The sequence below is a fragment of the Providencia sp. PROV150 genome, assembly GCF_028481025.1.
Classification (GTDB): domain Bacteria; phylum Pseudomonadota; class Gammaproteobacteria; order Enterobacterales; family Enterobacteriaceae; genus Providencia; species Providencia hangzhouensis.
This window is the reverse complement of the sequence record NZ_JAMPPJ010000009.1, coordinates 24,498-40,420: the sequence shown is the minus strand read 5'-3', so window position 1 is coordinate 40,420 and position 15,923 is coordinate 24,498. Positions and strand designations below refer to the sequence as shown.

The following is a 15,923-nucleotide window of genomic DNA, read 5'->3' as shown; positions in this document are numbered from 1 at the left end:
AATCAAGTAAAGATTTTCATATATTTGTCATAAATAGCATAAATGTGACTTGTATGTGGCAATTAATATAATCTATTGATTTTAATCATAAATAAAAATATCCTTTTATTTATCATCATATTAGAGAACAAAAGAATTTATCATTCACTAATATATAAATTAAAAAGATATCTATATTTAATAAAAATAATAATGCACCTAAAATATATAAACCATATATATTAAAGGTGCATTTAATATAAAATACTTAGGTAATAACTAGTATTTACCTATCTCTTTCGCAATACTCTCTGCCACTTGCTGCCAGCCCATCGATAACGTACGGACCAACTCCGGGTAACCATCTTCATTTTGATCTAATTGCACATCAAAATTACGGCGGATCACGTTGTTATTATGAGAGTAAGTCCAAAAGCCTTGAACTAATACTTTACCGTCATACCGCCCATTAAAGGCCGTTAAAGTGATATCGAGCGTATCCGGCGAGTTTTGTAATGGCTGCAAAGAAACTAGTTTTTCAGGTAATGCCTCAGATAATTCTCTCACCATCGACTGCCCAAGCTGTTGTTCTAATGGGCTAGCCCATAAGTGTGTACTCGCATTGGTATAACTGACATCTGTCGTTTGGTAAGTAATACCATTTGACGTCAATACATCCGATAACATGATGCGCTGTAACCATACTTGGCCTTTATCCATCACCTCTGCAGATTGTGTCTGAGGAGTTTTCATTGGCAATTGATAGTACTTTTTCTCAGGAGTACTACTACAAGCCGCCAACAATAAAACAAATATCGATAATAAATATCTCATTATTTTTTCACTCCTTTAGGCTCAACATCCTTCGTTGGCTCAGCTTCAAAAACTAATGCGTTACTCTTATTATTTAAAGTACGTAAAAGTGGCTGAACTTCTCTCAATACTTGGTCTAAACGCTGCATGTTATCCACCATTTTATTATAGGCTGGTGAACCAGGTTGGAAACCTTGCATTGCACGGTTCATTTCTTGCAGTGTTTTTTGCAAGTCATGAGGTAAATTTTGGAACTCTTTACTCGCCATCACTTTGTTGAGCTGTGCCAACATGGCATTAGCTTCTTTAACAACTTTCTGCCCTTCTGCCAATGTTTGTGTGGTTTGATTAAGCATTGGTTCAATTGGCATATTGTTAATTTTATCCAACACTGCAATGACTTTTTGTTGAATTTGCGCTAACCCTGCACTGGTTGTCGGGATAATTTTATAGCCAGCAACTACAGTTGGGCCTTTATAAGGCTCTGCATTTTGCACAAAATCCAAATCAACAAATAATGCGCCAGTTAGCAAGTTTCCTGATTTTAATGATGCCCTTAAGCCATCTTTCAAGGCTAAATTTAATTCATTTTTCAAATTAAAATTCTTACCGACATCTTTAGAGAAACGCTCTGGCTCAATGTGAATCAAAACCGGAATTCTAAAGTCATTATCCAGTGATTGGTCTAAACCTTCCGTATAAAAAGGCACTTGTGCAACGGTACCTAAACGAATACCACGGAACTCTACTGGCGCTCCGGGTTGCAGGCCTCGCACTGAGTCTGAGAAAAACAAAACAAAATCTTGATACTGCGTATACAAGGAATTTTGAATACTACTTTGGTTATCAAACAGTTGGAATTCAGTATTTTCCTTCACATTTGCACCTGGAACCCACCCTGTTGGAACATCAAAACTCACACCACCGGTCAGTAATGTGGCTATTGAGCCCATTTCAACGTGAACTCCTTGGGATGACATATCAAAAGCAATGCCGCTGTCTTTCCAGAAACGTACATTTGAACTAATCAATTTGTCATAAGGCGCATTGATAAATAATTGGTAGCGCATATCACGCTTGTCCATATCAAAGTCACTAGTTTCAACAGAACCAACTCGGTAACCACGGAATAAAACTGGGTCACCTGGGTTTAGTTGCCCTGCCTTATCGCTCACCAATACAACACGAATTCCCTTAGCATCTGGTGATGCAAGAGGCGGAGTATCCAATAAGGTGAACTCGAAATGTTCTTTTGCCGCTAACCCCGGTTGAAGCTCAATGTAAGCACCTGAAAGTAATGTGCCAAGCCCAGTGACGCCATCACGCCCAATTGTCGGTTTTACAATCCAAAACGCGGAATCGGTACGCAACAATTCTTTCATTTCATTATTCAAGCGCGCTTTAATAATCACTCGACTAAAGTTGTCATCAAGTGTCACGCTTTCTACAACGCCAATATCAACGCTGCGACTTTTAATTTTCGTTTTACCCGCTTCTATTCCTTCAGCATTGTAAGTGATTAATGTCACTTCAGGGCCTTGGTTGCTAAAGTGGTAAAATAAAACCCAAGCACCAAGCAAGAGCGTCACTATTGGGATCACCCATACAGGCGACCAACTTTTTAGCTTGCTAATTTTGGCATTGGCCTGCGGTGTTTCTTTTTCAGTCACCCGATGACTCCTTCTTGTTCAACAGTATTTACTGCATTTTTTCTTTCACAGCGATCCCAAGTTAATCTAGGGTCAAAGGTCATCGCTGCAAACATTGTGAGAATAACAACCACACCAAAGAAAATAATCCCCATAGCAGGGACAATATTCATCAACTGCCCCATTTGAACCAAAGAGGCTAAAATAGTGATAACAAATACATCTATCATTGACCAACGACCAACATATTCCACCAACTCATAAATAAAATGCATACGATGTGGGTCACGATTACCGTACCCCTTGGAATCTAGGCAAAGCCATGCAATTCCTATCATTTTCAATGTAGGCACCATGATACTGGCCACAAAAATCACCATGGCAACAGGGTATGACCCGTCTTCCCACAACAAAATGACTCCGTCAATAATGGTCGAGTTTAATGCGGTTCCCAACGTATTTGTGGTCATCATTGGTAGTACGTTAGCAGGGATATACAACATAATTGATGTCACTAAAAGTGCCAAAGTCCATTGTAAACTTTGGTTTTTCCGTACACTACCATGGGAGTGACAACGTGGGCATTTTGATTGTTCGGCAGGTAAAATCGCCGTACACACAAGACATAAACGTACATCTTGTTTAATACCCGTCTGGCCCACGATTAACGGCTTATCTAATTTCGGAGCCGCTTCAATTCGGTTCCATAGCCAGTGACGATCTAAGCATTGAAAAGCCCTTACTTGCAGCATGCAGTACGCGCAATAAGGTAAAAAGCTTAACCCGATGCCAATATCGCCGTAAGCTATCAATTTAACAAAACTGACTAAGACCCCCGCTAGAAAGATCTCAGCCATACACCACGCTTTCATTTGGAACAGTATACGGGTGATCACCACTTTAATACCTTTAGGAATATGAACTTGCAACCCTAAAAGGATAATGGTGACCATACAAAATGCAGGAATAATCAATGAAAAGAATAGAAAAAATAGTGCCAGACCGCTATAACGCGTGGTTGCTATAATTTCAATGATTTGGAATAGTGAAATTTCATTTTCAATCCCTGCGGCGCCCATCTTAACAAAAGGGAACAAGCAGGCAACAAACAGCATAATTAATGCACTGAATGCATATGCTGCCGGCTGCTTATACGGATATCGCCACTTTGAGACCAATGTGGTTTCGCAGCGTGGACACGTTGCCTTGCTCCCTTGTTCCAACTCAGGAACTGCAACCAACATGTCACACTGAGGACAAAGCACATGTTCATGAGACGCATGGTTGCACAAAGTGTATTTGCTCCTTTAATTAAAACGTAATTAGCCGTTTTTCAGCAATTCTAGCTCTTGCCAACGGTCAAATGCTTGCTCTAGTTCAGCTTCTTTTGCAGCTAGCTGACTCAGCGTTTTTTCTGTTACATCATGTGGTTGATTGAAAAAATCGGCATCACCAACTTGAGTTTGCAATGTTTCAATTTCACTTTCAAGTTGTTCCAATTTTGCTGGCAATTGTTCCAATTCACGTAATAAATTATAACTGAGCTTATTTGACCGTTTTACCGTTTCTTTCGGTTTCGTCTGTTTATCTTGGGCAGTCACTTTACCCGTTTGTTCTGCTTTCAAACTCACTGTTTGTGCTTTTTGCTGCTGAGCATCGTAATATCCGCCCGCAAAACGCTTAATAACCCCATTACCTTCGAAGATCCAGCATTCTGTCACACTGTTATCAACAAACTCTCGGTCATGGCTAACCAATAAAACCGTTCCTTGGTAACCATCAACTAGCTCTTCGAGTAACTCTAAGGTTTCGACATCAAGATCGTTAGTCGGTTCATCGAGGATCAATAAGTTACTTGGTTTTAGGAATAAACGCGCAAGCAACAAGCGGTTACGCTCACCACCAGAAAGCGCCCTAACAGGGGTCATCGCACGTTTTGGTGGAAACATAAAGTCTTGTAAGTAGCCTAAAACATGGCGTGGCTTGCCATTGACCATGACTTCTTGTTTGCCTTCCGCCAAGTTATCCATCACGGTTTTATCTGGGTCCAATGCCGCACGGTGCTGGTCGAAATAAGCAACTTCCAACTTAGTCCCACAATGAACTCGTCCGCTATCTGCTTGTAAATCTCCTAGCATTAAGCGCAATAATGTTGTTTTACCACAACCGTTTGGCCCAACTAGCGCGATTTTATCGCCACGTAATACTTGAGCTGAAAAATCTTTTACCAGTACTTTATTATCAATCTGGTAATTCACATTTTCCATTTCGAACACAATTTTGCCAGAACGGGCTGCTTCACCCACTTGCATTTTCGCTGTGCCCATCACTTCACGACGCTCTGAACGCTCTACGCGTAGCGCTTTCAGCGCACGAACACGACCTTCGTTACGAGTACGTCGCGCTTTAATACCTTGGCGGATCCACGTCTCTTCTTGGGCTAATTTACGGTCGAATTCTGCATTTTGCATCTCTTCAACACGCAATGCTTCTTCTTTATTCACCAAGTAGTCATCATAATTACCCGGCCAAGAAGACAGCTGCCCACGGTCTAAATCAATAATACGTGTTGCCATATTACGGATAAACGAACGGTCATGGGAGATAAATACGATGCTGCCTTGGAAATCTTTTAGGAAGTTTTCCAGCCAAAGAATTGTTTCTATATCTAAGTGGTTGGTTGGCTCATCTAAAAATAGTACTCTTGGGTTACTCACTAACGCACGGCCCAAAGCGGCTTTACGAAGCCAACCGCCTGATAGTGAAGACAGTTCTGCATCCGCAGGTAAACCGAGTTTTTTCAGCACATCACTGATACGAGAGTCCAGCAACCATAAATTACGATTATCTAACACCTCTTGTAATTCAGCTAATTTATTTAGATTCTTTTCACTCGGGTCGGTTTCGACCTCTTTTGCAACATGGTGATAATCTTTGAGGTACTGAGCCTGTTCTGCAACACCTTCAGCCACAAAATCAAAAATAGTGCCTTCAATATTACGCGGTGGGTCTTGCTGCAAGCGTGCAACAACTAAATCTTGCTCATAAACCAATTGGCCATCATCTAACGGCTGTTCTTTCGTTAACACACGCATTAACGTTGATTTACCCGCACCATTGCGGCCAACCAAACATACACGTTCGTTATCTTCGATATGAATTTCGGTATTATCCAGTAATGGGGCATCACTAAACGAAAGGTATGCACCCGACAAATTAATTAAAGCCATTGATTCTATCCTTACTCTGCGTGGCTAATTAGCCAGCAGTTATGTATTTGGCGGTTACGAGCAAAATCTTCTGACAGTGTTTTCGCTGTGATTTCTTGTGCTTGTAATCCTAATTCTTTAATTGCTTCAAGATCCATTTTAAAACCGCGTTTGTTATTAGAAAACATTACGGTTCCACCACGACGTAATAACCGCTTTAGGTGGGTAATCAATTGGATATGATCTCGTTGTACGTCAAACGTACCATCCATGCGTTTTGAATTTGAAAATGTTGGGGGATCAATAAAGATCAAATCAAATTGTTCCCGGCTATTCGCCAGCCAACTCAAGCAATCCGCTTGAATTAAACGATGTTGGCGACCTGTTAGCCCATTCGCTTGTAGGTTTTTCTCAGCCCACTCAAGATAAGTGCGTGACATATCGACGGAAGTGGTGCTTTTCGCGCCGCCAAGCCCTGCATGCACAGTGGCAGTGCCGGTGTAACAGAACAAGTTTAAGAAATCGGCATCTTTACTCATCTGGCCTAACATTTTACGGGCAATACGATGGTCAAGAAATAACCCTGTATCCAGATAGTCCGTCAAATTCACCAACATTTTCGCATTGTATTCTTGCACTAAAAAGAAATCGTCTTTTTGCGCTAATTTCTCATACTGCTGCTTGCCTTTTTGGCGCTGGCGCGTTTTTAACACTAGCTGATTCGATGTCAGTTCTAATACATTCATTGTTGCAGTGATCACATCAAATAGGCGTTGACGAGCTTTGCGTTCATCAACGGTTTTCGGTGGCGCGTATTCTTGGATCACCACTTTATCGCCATAAATATCAACCGCAACATTGTATTCAGGTAAATCAGCATCATAAACACGGTAACTATCAATGCCTTGTTGTTTTGCCCATTTACTTAATTTCTTGATATTTTTACGTAAACGATTTGCAAAATCAGGTGAAATTTCCGCTATCGTTTCTGATGGCGTAGCCGCTAGCTGGTAGTTTTTCTGGACACAATCTAAAGGACCATTCTTAGCTTTAAATTCACGCTCTGAACGCAGTTGCAAACAGCTGAGTAACTCAGGAGAAGCACTAAAAATCGATAAACGCCAACCAGGGAAGCGTGCCTTCACGATCCGCCCTAACTGGCTATGTAGCGCAATTAAAGCAGGCTCACTTTCTAAACGCTCCCCATAAGGGGGATTGCTAATAATAGTGCCTAACGCATCGGCCTTAACTGGGTTTTCCAATGCAGCGGCATCACCTTGCTTAAAGGTGATTAAATCTTGTAACCCTGCACGGCGCGCATTCGCACGAGCCATTTCCAGTACGCGCTTATCGATATCAAAACCATAAAAACGCGATGTCGTTTCTTTCAAACCTTGGCGGAAACGCACTTGCGCTTCCGTGGTTAGTTCACGCCAAAGTTCCGCGTTAAATTTCGACCATGCATAAAAGCCCCAATGCGTACGGTGTAACCCGGGGGCTTTATCTGTTGCCATCATTGCGGCTTCAATTAACAAGGTTCCTGAACCGCACATTGGGTCGACCAAGGGTGTTCCTTGCTGCCAACCTGAACGGTTGATAATTGCTGCCGCCAGCGTCTCTTTTAAGGGTGCTTGACCTGCCAAATCACGGTAGCCACGAATATGTAATGAATCACCACTTAAATCGAGTGCTACACTGGCTTTTTCTTTATTAAGGTAGACGTTGATGCGGATATCCGCTTGCTGGCGAGCGACATCAGGACGTTGGTCTAGCTTGCGTACGAAGCTGTCTACGATAGCATCTTTCACTTTCAATGCACCGTATTGGCTGTTGCGAATTTCTTCGTTAGTCCCTGTAAAATGAACAACAAAGGTATCATTGACGGAGAAAATCTCACTCCAGTCGATTGCTTGTACACCGAGGTACAAATCTAAGTCACTGTAGACGTCAAAATCATTCAGTGGCAATAAAATACGCGATGCCAGCCGACTCCACAGTAGGCTTTGGTACATCACACGTTCGTCGGCCTGAAAATAGACACCCCCTTGGGCCACTTTGCATTGGCTAGCGCCAAGCGATTCTAATTCCGTTTTCAGTAGTTCTTCAAGGCCGCGAGCTGTGCTGGCAAACAGAGAATTCATAGTATTTATTACCAATTTGGATGAAAAATTGTTGCGCATTATAGCTAATCTTATGCAGTTGTCATAAAGTTGCTACGCACAATTATAAGGATTAAAAAATGATAACGCTTTCGCGCCTTTACACACACCCAGTTAAATCTATGCGAGGAGTTCGTTTATCCCACGCCTTCGCTGATATTAGCGGTTTGACTTTTGATCGTAATTTTATGGTAACCACGCTGGAAGGTAAATTTATTACGGCGAGAAAATATCCACAAATGTTACTTTTTACACCGGTAATGCTCAATAATGGTCTTCACTTGCGAGCACCAAATGGCGAAAGTGCGACGGTATTATATCAGGACTTTGATGAGAAGCAGAGCCCTACTGAAGTTTGGGGCAATCATTTTCATGCACTTATTGCACCTGAAGCGATAAATAGCTGGTTAAGTACCTTTTTTGACGAACCGGTACAACTACGCTGGCTAAGCCCGCAGCTTTCTCGTCGCGTCAAAGAACACCAAGATGTGCCGATGTCTTTTGCTGACGGCTACCCTTTCTTACTGATCAACGAAGCTTCTGTCCAAGAACTGCAACGCCGTTGCCCTGCCAGTATTAAATTAGAACAGTTTCGTGGCAACTTAATTATTACAGGCGCCAAGCCTTTTGAAGAAGATACATGGAAAACCATTCAAATTGGTGATGTCATCTTTACATTAGATAGGCCATGTAGCCGATGCATTTTAACTACTGTTAGCCCAGAGAAAGGGATCAAACATCCCCACAGTGAGCCACTTGCGACATTACAAACCTTCCGTTCAGATGAAACAAGGGATGTCGATTTTGGCCAAAATGTGATTATTAAAAATACCGGTGTTATTCGTGTTGGCGATACTCTGACGGTATTAGAAACTAAACCAGCAAAACAGTATTTAGTTCAAGAGCGGGAAAGTGACCTAGCAGCTAATAGTTTAAATACTCAAGCCAATAAGGTCAGTTTAGTTTTTGAAGAAACAGAATATACTGGTGATAACCAAAATGTGATCCTGGAGCAATTAGAATCCAATGGTTTAACTATCCCTTATTCATGTCGAGCTGGTATCTGTGGTCGCTGTAAAATTAAACTTATTTCAGGGGAAGTCACCCCGTTAAAACAAAGCGCCATTAAAGAAAACGGTTATATACTCGCCTGTAGTTGTATCCCGAAAACATCCGTTAAATTAGCTTTTAATTAAGCGTTGATTTTGCTTTTTAACACCATCAAGGTTTCAATTCTACGATGGTGTTAAACGCTCAAAACTAGATTAATTAGCAAAAAAACTTTTTGTTTCACTATTCTTTTTTGATCTCTAGCGATCATTTAAATAGCATTACCGTATAATTGACGTTTCACTTTAGATGAATATTCAAGCATGCGATCGTTCATGATCTTAATTGGATCGCAAAATCGTAAAGTTCGATCGGGTAATTCTAAAATTGGTTCCGCTAATAAACATAAACTCGCAGAAGAACCAGCCTCAGCAATAATAAATGTGGAATAATGGTTCGTATTTTCTAAACACACTTGAATTATTTGCCCCTGCTTAGGCTCATTAATATAGTGAAATGAAGAAAAGTACCAACTCTTTGGCATCTGTGGCTTTAAAAAACGAAAAGCAACTAAACTATTTAAGACTAATTCAGCTCTTTCTTCTTGAGTAATATTTAGCCTTTTAGCCTGCTCATCAAATAAATAATATTCACCTGCATCTTCGATACTAAAAGGCATCTCATTACGAGCAAAAACCGTTAGCATCTTAGCAGGAAAACATGAACGAAATATCATGCCGTTGGCGAGATCTAACATCACCCTATTATGGTCATGATCAAAATACCAACGCCAATGATCATCAGGTTTAATATTCATAAACGATCCTTTAGCGATTTACCGGTAAATAAAGTAGAAATGATCTCTATAATGATCCTTTCTAAATTTACTCTAAGGCTATTTTTATATGCTAAAAATTGGATCTGCTAAATAAGAAGATGCGTTAGAAATAACTGAATAATATTGTTATCTAAATAGCAAATCTACTGAAAATTGAGTTCAACTTGATACAAAAATAGCCACTATTAGCAATATAGTTTAAAAGGGGGAATAAATAAACCCCCTTGATACGTAAATTTACAATTTATTACTAGATATGATTAACAATATCTTTAATTAATTTTGGCCCATGATAAATAAAACCAGAATAAATTTGAATTAAAGAGGCACCCGCTTCCATTTTTTCACGCGCCGCGGTAAGGGAATCAATTCCACCTACTCCAATTATTGGCAGCTTTCCATTTAACTCACGTGAAATAATCTTAATAACTTGTGTACTTTTTAATTGCACAGGACGGCCACTTAACCCACCAGCCTCATTACAATGATTTATCCCTTGAACCAAAGAACGATCTAGCGTGGTATTCGTTGCAATAACGCCATCAATATTATGCCTAACTAGGCTATCTGAAACTTGGATAAGTTCCTCTTCAGATAAATCAGGCGCAACCTTTACAGCGACAGGTACATATTTTTGGTGCTGTAATTGTAATTCCAGTTGTTTTGCTTTTATGCTACTTAATAAATCATCTAGTGCTTCGCCATATTGTAATGTACGCAAGCCTGGCGTATTTGGTGAGGAAATATTAATAGCAATATAACCTGCATGAGCATAGACCTTATCCATGCAAATTAAATAGTCATCTTTACCTTGTTCAACAGGTGTATCTTTATTTTTACCAATATTGATACCAATGACCCCGCCGTAATTCGATTTTTTAACATTCTCAACAAGGTTATCGACACCTTTATTATTAAAACCCATCCGGTTAATTAAACCTTCTGCTTCTACAAGTCGAAATAACCGCGGTTTGTCATTACCAGACTGTGGACGAGGAGTTACCGTACCAATTTCTATAAACCCAAAACCCATTGCACCAAATGCATCAATACATTCACCATCTTTATCTAAACCCGCGGCGAGCCCTAGTGGGTTTTTAAAGGAAAGCCCCATGCATTGAACGGGTTTAGTGGCAACAGATTGGCGAATAAGACATTGGAAAGGGGAATGGTTCAAACGTTGAAGCTGGCGAAAAGTCAATTCATGAGCTTTTTCAGGGTCGAGCTGGAACAGTGCCTTGCGGGCAAGATGATATAACATATCCAATAACCTATTTTTACTAGTGCGTTTCAATAAAATAGACATTATGTCGCGCGCCAAAACCCTCGCCAAAGACTGATTGCCGAGTTTTCACTGTGCGAACTATTTTTCGTCGGATAAAACGCGCTATAGATTACCCTATCTCACCGCGCTTTTACCATGAAAAAATCAATAAAAATTCATTTGCCTGGTTTTTTGGGGGAAAACAACCACTTTATGACAGTTATCTCTCATTTAATATTCCATTATTGTCATAAACAAATAAGCCGCTAAATTAAATTTTAGCGGCTTATTAAAACCAATAATTGGTTAGCTATATATAAATCAGCTTTCTAACGCTTTGGTAATTTTTTCAAATAGATCACCAGAAAGGTTATCGAGCGCTTTCAATTGCTCAAGCACTTTGCGCATCTGTGCTTGGCGCTGTTCATCATAACGTTTTAAACGGATCAACGGCTCGATCAGCCTCGAAGCCACTTGCGGGTTACGTGTATTCAGATCGACTAAAATTTCATACAGGAATTGGTAACCACTGCTATCTTTCGCATGGAAATTAACGGGATTCCCTGCTGTGAAAGCACCGACGAGTGAGCGAACACGGTTAGGGTTACTCATGCTAAATGAACGGTGATTCAATAATGCACGTACATTGGCAAGCGCTTCTTTTGCAGGGTTCGCCCCTTGCAATGTAAACCACTTATCCATGACTAACCCGTCATGGTGCCAACGCTCATCAAAGTCTGCCATTAACTGTTCTTTACAAGGTAACTGTGATTCATTTGCTGCGGTCAATGCGGCCAGCGAATCCGTCATGTTATCGGCAGATTGGTATTGTTCCAGCACTAAATTGTTCGCCAGTTCGCTATCATCACCCGCCGCTAAATATTGCAGGCAAATATTACGCAATGAACGTTTAGCAATATCTTGGTGATCAACACGATAGCCATCAATATTAATGGAGCGATAAACAGTGAGAAGCTCATCATGCATTTCTACTGCTAAATGATGATGGATAAAATTCACCACTTCGTGGATCGCTACCGGGTCAATAACCGTAAATAATTCTGCAAGCTCATTTTCAGAAGGCAACGTTAAGATCAAGGCGACTAACGCAGGATCAATCGAATCACTTAATAATACACCGCGAAAAGCATCAACTACTGGCTCAGGTAAAACTAAAGTCTCACCATTTTGATAGTGAGCCACGTTAATTTTTACATAATTATTAATGAGTTGCTGAGCAGCATCCCAACGAGCAAATTCATTGCTTGCATGCTGCATCAAGAAAGCTAATTGCTCATCTGTGTAGTTGTAATCTAATTTTACAGGGGCTGAAAACTCACGCAATAAGGAGGGAACTGGGCGACTTGTCACCTCATCAAAAACAAACGTTTGAGTTTCTTGCGTAATGTTTAGCACTGAATTTACCACACTACCATCACGTTTTAGCGTAATAATTCCACCTTGCTCATCATAGAGCTCAATATCCAATGGGATATGTAATGGCAGCTTTTCAGCTTGATCCGCTGTAGGTGGCGTCATTTGGCTAACATGTAGCGTATATTGCTGTTTTTCTGGTGAATATTCATCACGCACAGTTAAAACTGGCGTCCCTGATTGGCTATACCAACGACGAAATAGTGATAAATCAACATTTGACGCATCTTCCATCGCCTGCACAAAATCGTCACAGGTTGCCGCACTGCCATCATGGCGATGAACATAAAGTTGTATTCCCGCTTGGAACATTTCCTCACCGAGCAGCGTATGGATCATGCGAATGACTTCAGACCCTTTTTCATACACTGTTAAAGTATAGAAATTGTTCATTTCAATGACTTTGTCAGGACGGATTGGATGCGCCATTGGGCTTGCATCTTCAGCAAACTGGGCTGAACGCATCACTTTAACATTGTTGATACGGTTAACAGAGCGAGAGCCTAAATCAGAGCTAAATTCTTGATCGCGGAAAACAGTTAACCCTTCTTTTAAGCTCAATTGGAACCAGTCACGGCAAGTGATACGGTTACCTGTCCAGTTATGGAAGTATTCGTGACCAATCACAGATTCGATATTCAGATAGTCTTTATCCGTCGCTGTCTCACTTTTAGCTAAAACATATTTAGAGTTAAAGACATTCAAACCTTTATTTTCCATTGCTCCCATGTTGAAGAAATCAACGGCAACAATCATATAGATATCAAGGTCATATTCTAAACCAAAGCGTTCTTCATCCCATTTCATGGCATTTTTCAGGGACTGCATTGCCCAAGGGGCACGGTCTAAATTACCTTTATCAACAAAGAGTTCTAACGCAACTTCACGGCCACTACGAGTGACAAATATGTCTTTTAAAACGTCAAAATCGCCTGCAACTAAGGCAAATAAATAACTTGGTTTTGGGAATGGGTCTTCCCATTTCACCCAATGGCGGCCGTCTTCTAACTCACCTTCTGCGATACGGTTACCATTTGATAATAAATAAGGATAACGTGATTTATCCGCTGTAATTGTGGTGGTATAGCGAGCCAGCACATCTGGTCGGTCTTGGTAATAGGTAATATGGCGGAAACCTTCCGCTTCACATTGTGTGCATAACGCCTCACCTGAAACATATAGCCCTTCTAACGCTGTATTTTTTTCAGGGCTAATTTCATTCACAATCCGCAGTGTAAAAGATTCAGGTAATGATTCAATAATCAATTTACCTTCAGATTCTTTATAGTTTTTCCACGCTTTGCCATCGACTTCAATACTGACTAGTGATAAATCTTCGCCATTGAGTTCAAGTGTTGATGACTGAGAGTTAAGGCGTTTTACCTTGCTTATTGCGGTAACGACTGTCTTCACTGGGTCAAGATTAAAATCGAGGTCAACTTCTGTAATTGTGTAATCAGGTGCTTGATAATCCTGACGATATTTCGCTTGTCTTAGCTGGGTCATAAGTAACCTTTTAATTCGTTATATTCAATATCGTACTGCTTTATTACTTATACAATACTATAAGCCACAATAATGTGAATGGATTTGAGAAACATTTTCATCAAAAAATGTTATCTATTTTTATGGCAATGTTAGCTTTGTATGTCACACCCTGCTTAACTTTGTTAAAAATTCGTTTGTTTGTTGGTGCTATAGTACTATTAAATATTTTATAGCGTGTTAGTATCTTTTCGTGATTAATGCTTTTTGTCTATTTCTATGGAACATAATACGAATAAAACGTATTTATTTGATTTTATAGTAATACAAAAAGGCAATGCGCGAATTTAGGTTGCCGTGCTCCTTGAAACCAAGTGGTAGAATAACACTTCTATCTTTTGCTAAAGTGGGTATACTTTTGCAACTTTAACGATTTAGCTAACGACTATTGCTGCTTTTATCTCATTGTGAATTTTTGAAAAATCAAACAGGTTTCAAGGGAAACAAGAGTAAAAATGAATAGCATTAGTGGTAAAGATAAGCTCCGCGAGGATGTCTGCGTGCCATGAATTTAGACGCTACACCAATTATTACATCACTGCTTGATACCGATGCTTACAAGCTTCATATGCAGCAGGCCGTTTTCCACCGTTACCACCAGGTACCGGTTGTCGCTGAGTTCCGCTGTCGTAGCAGTGAGATCTTAGGTGCTTACGCCAATGAAATCAGGCAACAAATTCAGTTGATGGCTAACTTATCACTTTCTGATAATGAACTGAATTTTCTCCGCCGCTTACCTTTCTTCCAAGAAGACTATCTTACGTGGTTAAAATCATTCCGCTTTAACCCTGAACAAGTCGTTGTCAGTACCACCGACGAAGGCCAATTGGCTATTCGCATTAGTGGGCCTTGGCGTGAAGTGATCATGTGGGAGGTACCACTCCTTGCATTGGTCAGTGAAATCATCCAAAAAGATAGGCACCCAAACATTCATCCGAGTGATGCTGTTCAGCAACTTAAAAAGCTGTTAAATGTTTTTTATCAACAAGCTGATGAGCACCAACTCGACTTGTCTAATTTTAAGCTAATGGACTTCGGGACACGCCGCCGTTTTTCCTACGATGTGCAATCCGCCATTGTTTCGATGCTTAAACAAGAATTTCCTTACCTTGTGGGGACTAGCAATTACAAACTTGCTCACGAGTTAGGCCTAGCCCCTGTTGGCACACAAGCCCATGAGTGGTTCCAAGCCCACCAGCAAATCAGCCCTGAATTGGCAAATAGCCAACGCGAGGCATTGCAGAGCTGGCTAGATGAATACCCTAATCACTTAGGTGTCGCATTAACTGACTGTATCACCATGGATGCCTTTTTACGTGATTTTGATGCTAACTTTGCTAACCGCTACCAAGGGTTGCGTCATGATTCAGGGGACCCGATCGAATGGGGCGAAAAAGCCATTGCTCATTACCAAAAATTGGGTATCGACCCTATGAGCAAAACACTGGTGTTCTCTGACAGCTTAGACTTACAAAAAGCACTTGAATTATATCGTTATTTCCACCAACGGATTAACCTTGTTTTTGGTATCGGCACTCGTCTAACCTGCAATATTCCCAATGTTACACCGCTAAATATTGTGATCAAATTGGTAGAGTGCAATGGTAAGCCTGTCGCTAAGCTCTCAGATAGCCCAGGAAAAACCATTTGTGAAGATGATGAGTTCGTCAATCAACTCAGAAAAGCGTTCGACCTACCTAAAATGGAAAAAGCCAGCTAATTAAGTCGCTTTTCCCTAGCTCTGAGTAAGAATTTGCACTTTTCTTGCCCAGAGCTTCAAAACCCCCTTTTTCTTTTATTCACTTACTATTACTATAGCTTTTAAGCTCAATAACCACGCTTCGCTTCAACAGAAATGTTTTATCGCGATTTTTTACTTGTTTCCTAATAAATGGCAAGTAACATAGAGCTTTGGCCCCTGAAAAATGGGATTTCGTTAATATCCCTACTTTAACTATTTTAATCGCCATAAACCGATGACAT

Annotated in this window: 10 protein-coding genes; 2 read left to right on the top strand and 8 right to left on the bottom strand. The window is 40.5% G+C overall.

The annotated features are described in order from the left end of the window. Positions 1-258 precede the first annotated feature (258 nt). The 5 genes from pqiC to rlmKL are packed head-to-tail and all read right to left on the bottom strand — an operon-like array spanning position 259 to position 7,791. On the bottom strand, positions 259-813 hold the full coding sequence (gene pqiC / locus PSE83_RS08125) for a membrane integrity-associated transporter subunit PqiC (RefSeq protein WP_196731703.1): 555 nt from the start codon (positions 811-813) through the stop codon (positions 259-261). Further along, positions 813-2,462, bottom strand: a complete 1,650-nt coding sequence (gene pqiB / locus PSE83_RS08120; RefSeq protein ID WP_004256135.1) for an intermembrane transport protein PqiB — start codon at positions 2,460-2,462, stop codon at positions 813-815. Before pqiB ends, pqiC begins: the two co-directional genes overlap by 1 nt. Then, positions 2,459-3,733 (bottom strand): membrane integrity-associated transporter subunit PqiA, encoded by a 1,275-nt coding sequence (gene pqiA / locus PSE83_RS08115; protein ID WP_071585858.1) that lies wholly within the window; start codon positions 3,731-3,733, stop codon positions 2,459-2,461. Before pqiA ends, pqiB begins: the two co-directional genes overlap by 4 nt. A gap of 30 nt (positions 3,734-3,763) precedes the next feature. Continuing rightward, a complete protein-coding gene (locus PSE83_RS08110; RefSeq protein WP_004256139.1) occupies positions 3,764-5,671 on the bottom strand; it encodes an ABC transporter ATP-binding protein in 1,908 nt (635 codons plus the stop codon). Between the two features lie 11 nt (positions 5,672-5,682). Further along, entirely contained in the window at positions 5,683-7,791 is a 2,109-nt protein-coding gene (gene rlmKL, locus PSE83_RS08105) for a bifunctional 23S rRNA (guanine(2069)-N(7))-methyltransferase RlmK/23S rRNA (guanine(2445)-N(2))-methyltransferase RlmL (protein WP_096864219.1), read from the bottom strand. Between the two features lie 98 nt (positions 7,792-7,889). On the opposite strand from rlmKL, the gene PSE83_RS08100 reads away from it, so the two are divergent. After that, positions 7,890-9,005 carry a YcbX family protein gene (locus PSE83_RS08100; protein WP_272660797.1) on the top strand — a complete coding sequence of 372 codons (1,116 nt, stop codon included), beginning with the start codon at positions 7,890-7,892 and terminating at the stop codon, positions 9,003-9,005. A gap of 125 nt (positions 9,006-9,130) precedes the next feature. Here the strand turns inward: PSE83_RS08100 and PSE83_RS08095 are convergent, their stop codons facing one another. From PSE83_RS08095 to pepN, 3 genes are all read right to left on the bottom strand, one after another. After that, positions 9,131-9,676 carry a cell division protein ZapC gene (locus tag PSE83_RS08095; protein WP_094960703.1) on the bottom strand — a complete coding sequence of 182 codons (546 nt, stop codon included), beginning with the start codon at positions 9,674-9,676 and terminating at the stop codon, positions 9,131-9,133. 271 nt (positions 9,677-9,947) lie between these two features. After that, positions 9,948-10,958, bottom strand: coding sequence for a quinone-dependent dihydroorotate dehydrogenase (gene pyrD / locus PSE83_RS08090; RefSeq protein ID WP_094960768.1), 1,011 nt, complete (start codon positions 10,956-10,958; stop codon positions 9,948-9,950). A 324-nt stretch (positions 10,959-11,282) separates the two neighbouring features. Then, positions 11,283-13,901 carry an aminopeptidase N gene (pepN, locus tag PSE83_RS08085; RefSeq protein WP_272660796.1) on the bottom strand — a complete coding sequence of 873 codons (2,619 nt, stop codon included), beginning with the start codon at positions 13,899-13,901 and terminating at the stop codon, positions 11,283-11,285. 544 nt (positions 13,902-14,445) lie between these two features. Between pepN and pncB the strand changes: the two genes are divergently transcribed. Next, the gene (pncB, locus tag PSE83_RS08080) at positions 14,446-15,660 is read left to right on the top strand and encodes a nicotinate phosphoribosyltransferase (protein WP_272660795.1); all 1,215 of its coding nucleotides are present in this window, start codon (positions 14,446-14,448) and stop codon (positions 15,658-15,660) included. Positions 15,661-15,923: the final 263 nt, after the last annotated feature.

Excerpts from the sequence above, each read along its gene's own strand:
- pqiC (WP_196731703.1), bottom strand. The coding sequence starts at position 813 with ATGAGATATTTATTATCGATATTTGTTTTATTGTTGGCGGCTTGTAGT.
- PSE83_RS08110 (WP_004256139.1), bottom strand. The coding sequence starts at position 5,671 with ATGGCTTTAATTAATTTGTCGGGTGCATACCTTTCGTTTAGTGATGCC.
- rlmKL (WP_096864219.1), bottom strand. The coding sequence starts at position 7,791 with ATGAATTCTCTGTTTGCCAGCACAGCTCGCGGCCTTGAAGAACTACTG.
- PSE83_RS08100 (WP_272660797.1), top strand. The coding sequence starts at position 7,890 with ATGATAACGCTTTCGCGCCTTTACACACACCCAGTTAAATCTATGCGA.
- PSE83_RS08095 (WP_094960703.1), bottom strand. The coding sequence starts at position 9,676 with ATGAATATTAAACCTGATGATCATTGGCGTTGGTATTTTGATCATGAC.
- pyrD (WP_094960768.1), bottom strand. The coding sequence starts at position 10,958 with ATGTTATATCATCTTGCCCGCAAGGCACTGTTCCAGCTCGACCCTGAA.
- pepN (WP_272660796.1), bottom strand. The coding sequence starts at position 13,901 with ATGACCCAGCTAAGACAAGCGAAATATCGTCAGGATTATCAAGCACCT.
- pncB (WP_272660795.1), top strand. The coding sequence starts at position 14,446 with ATGAATTTAGACGCTACACCAATTATTACATCACTGCTTGATACCGAT.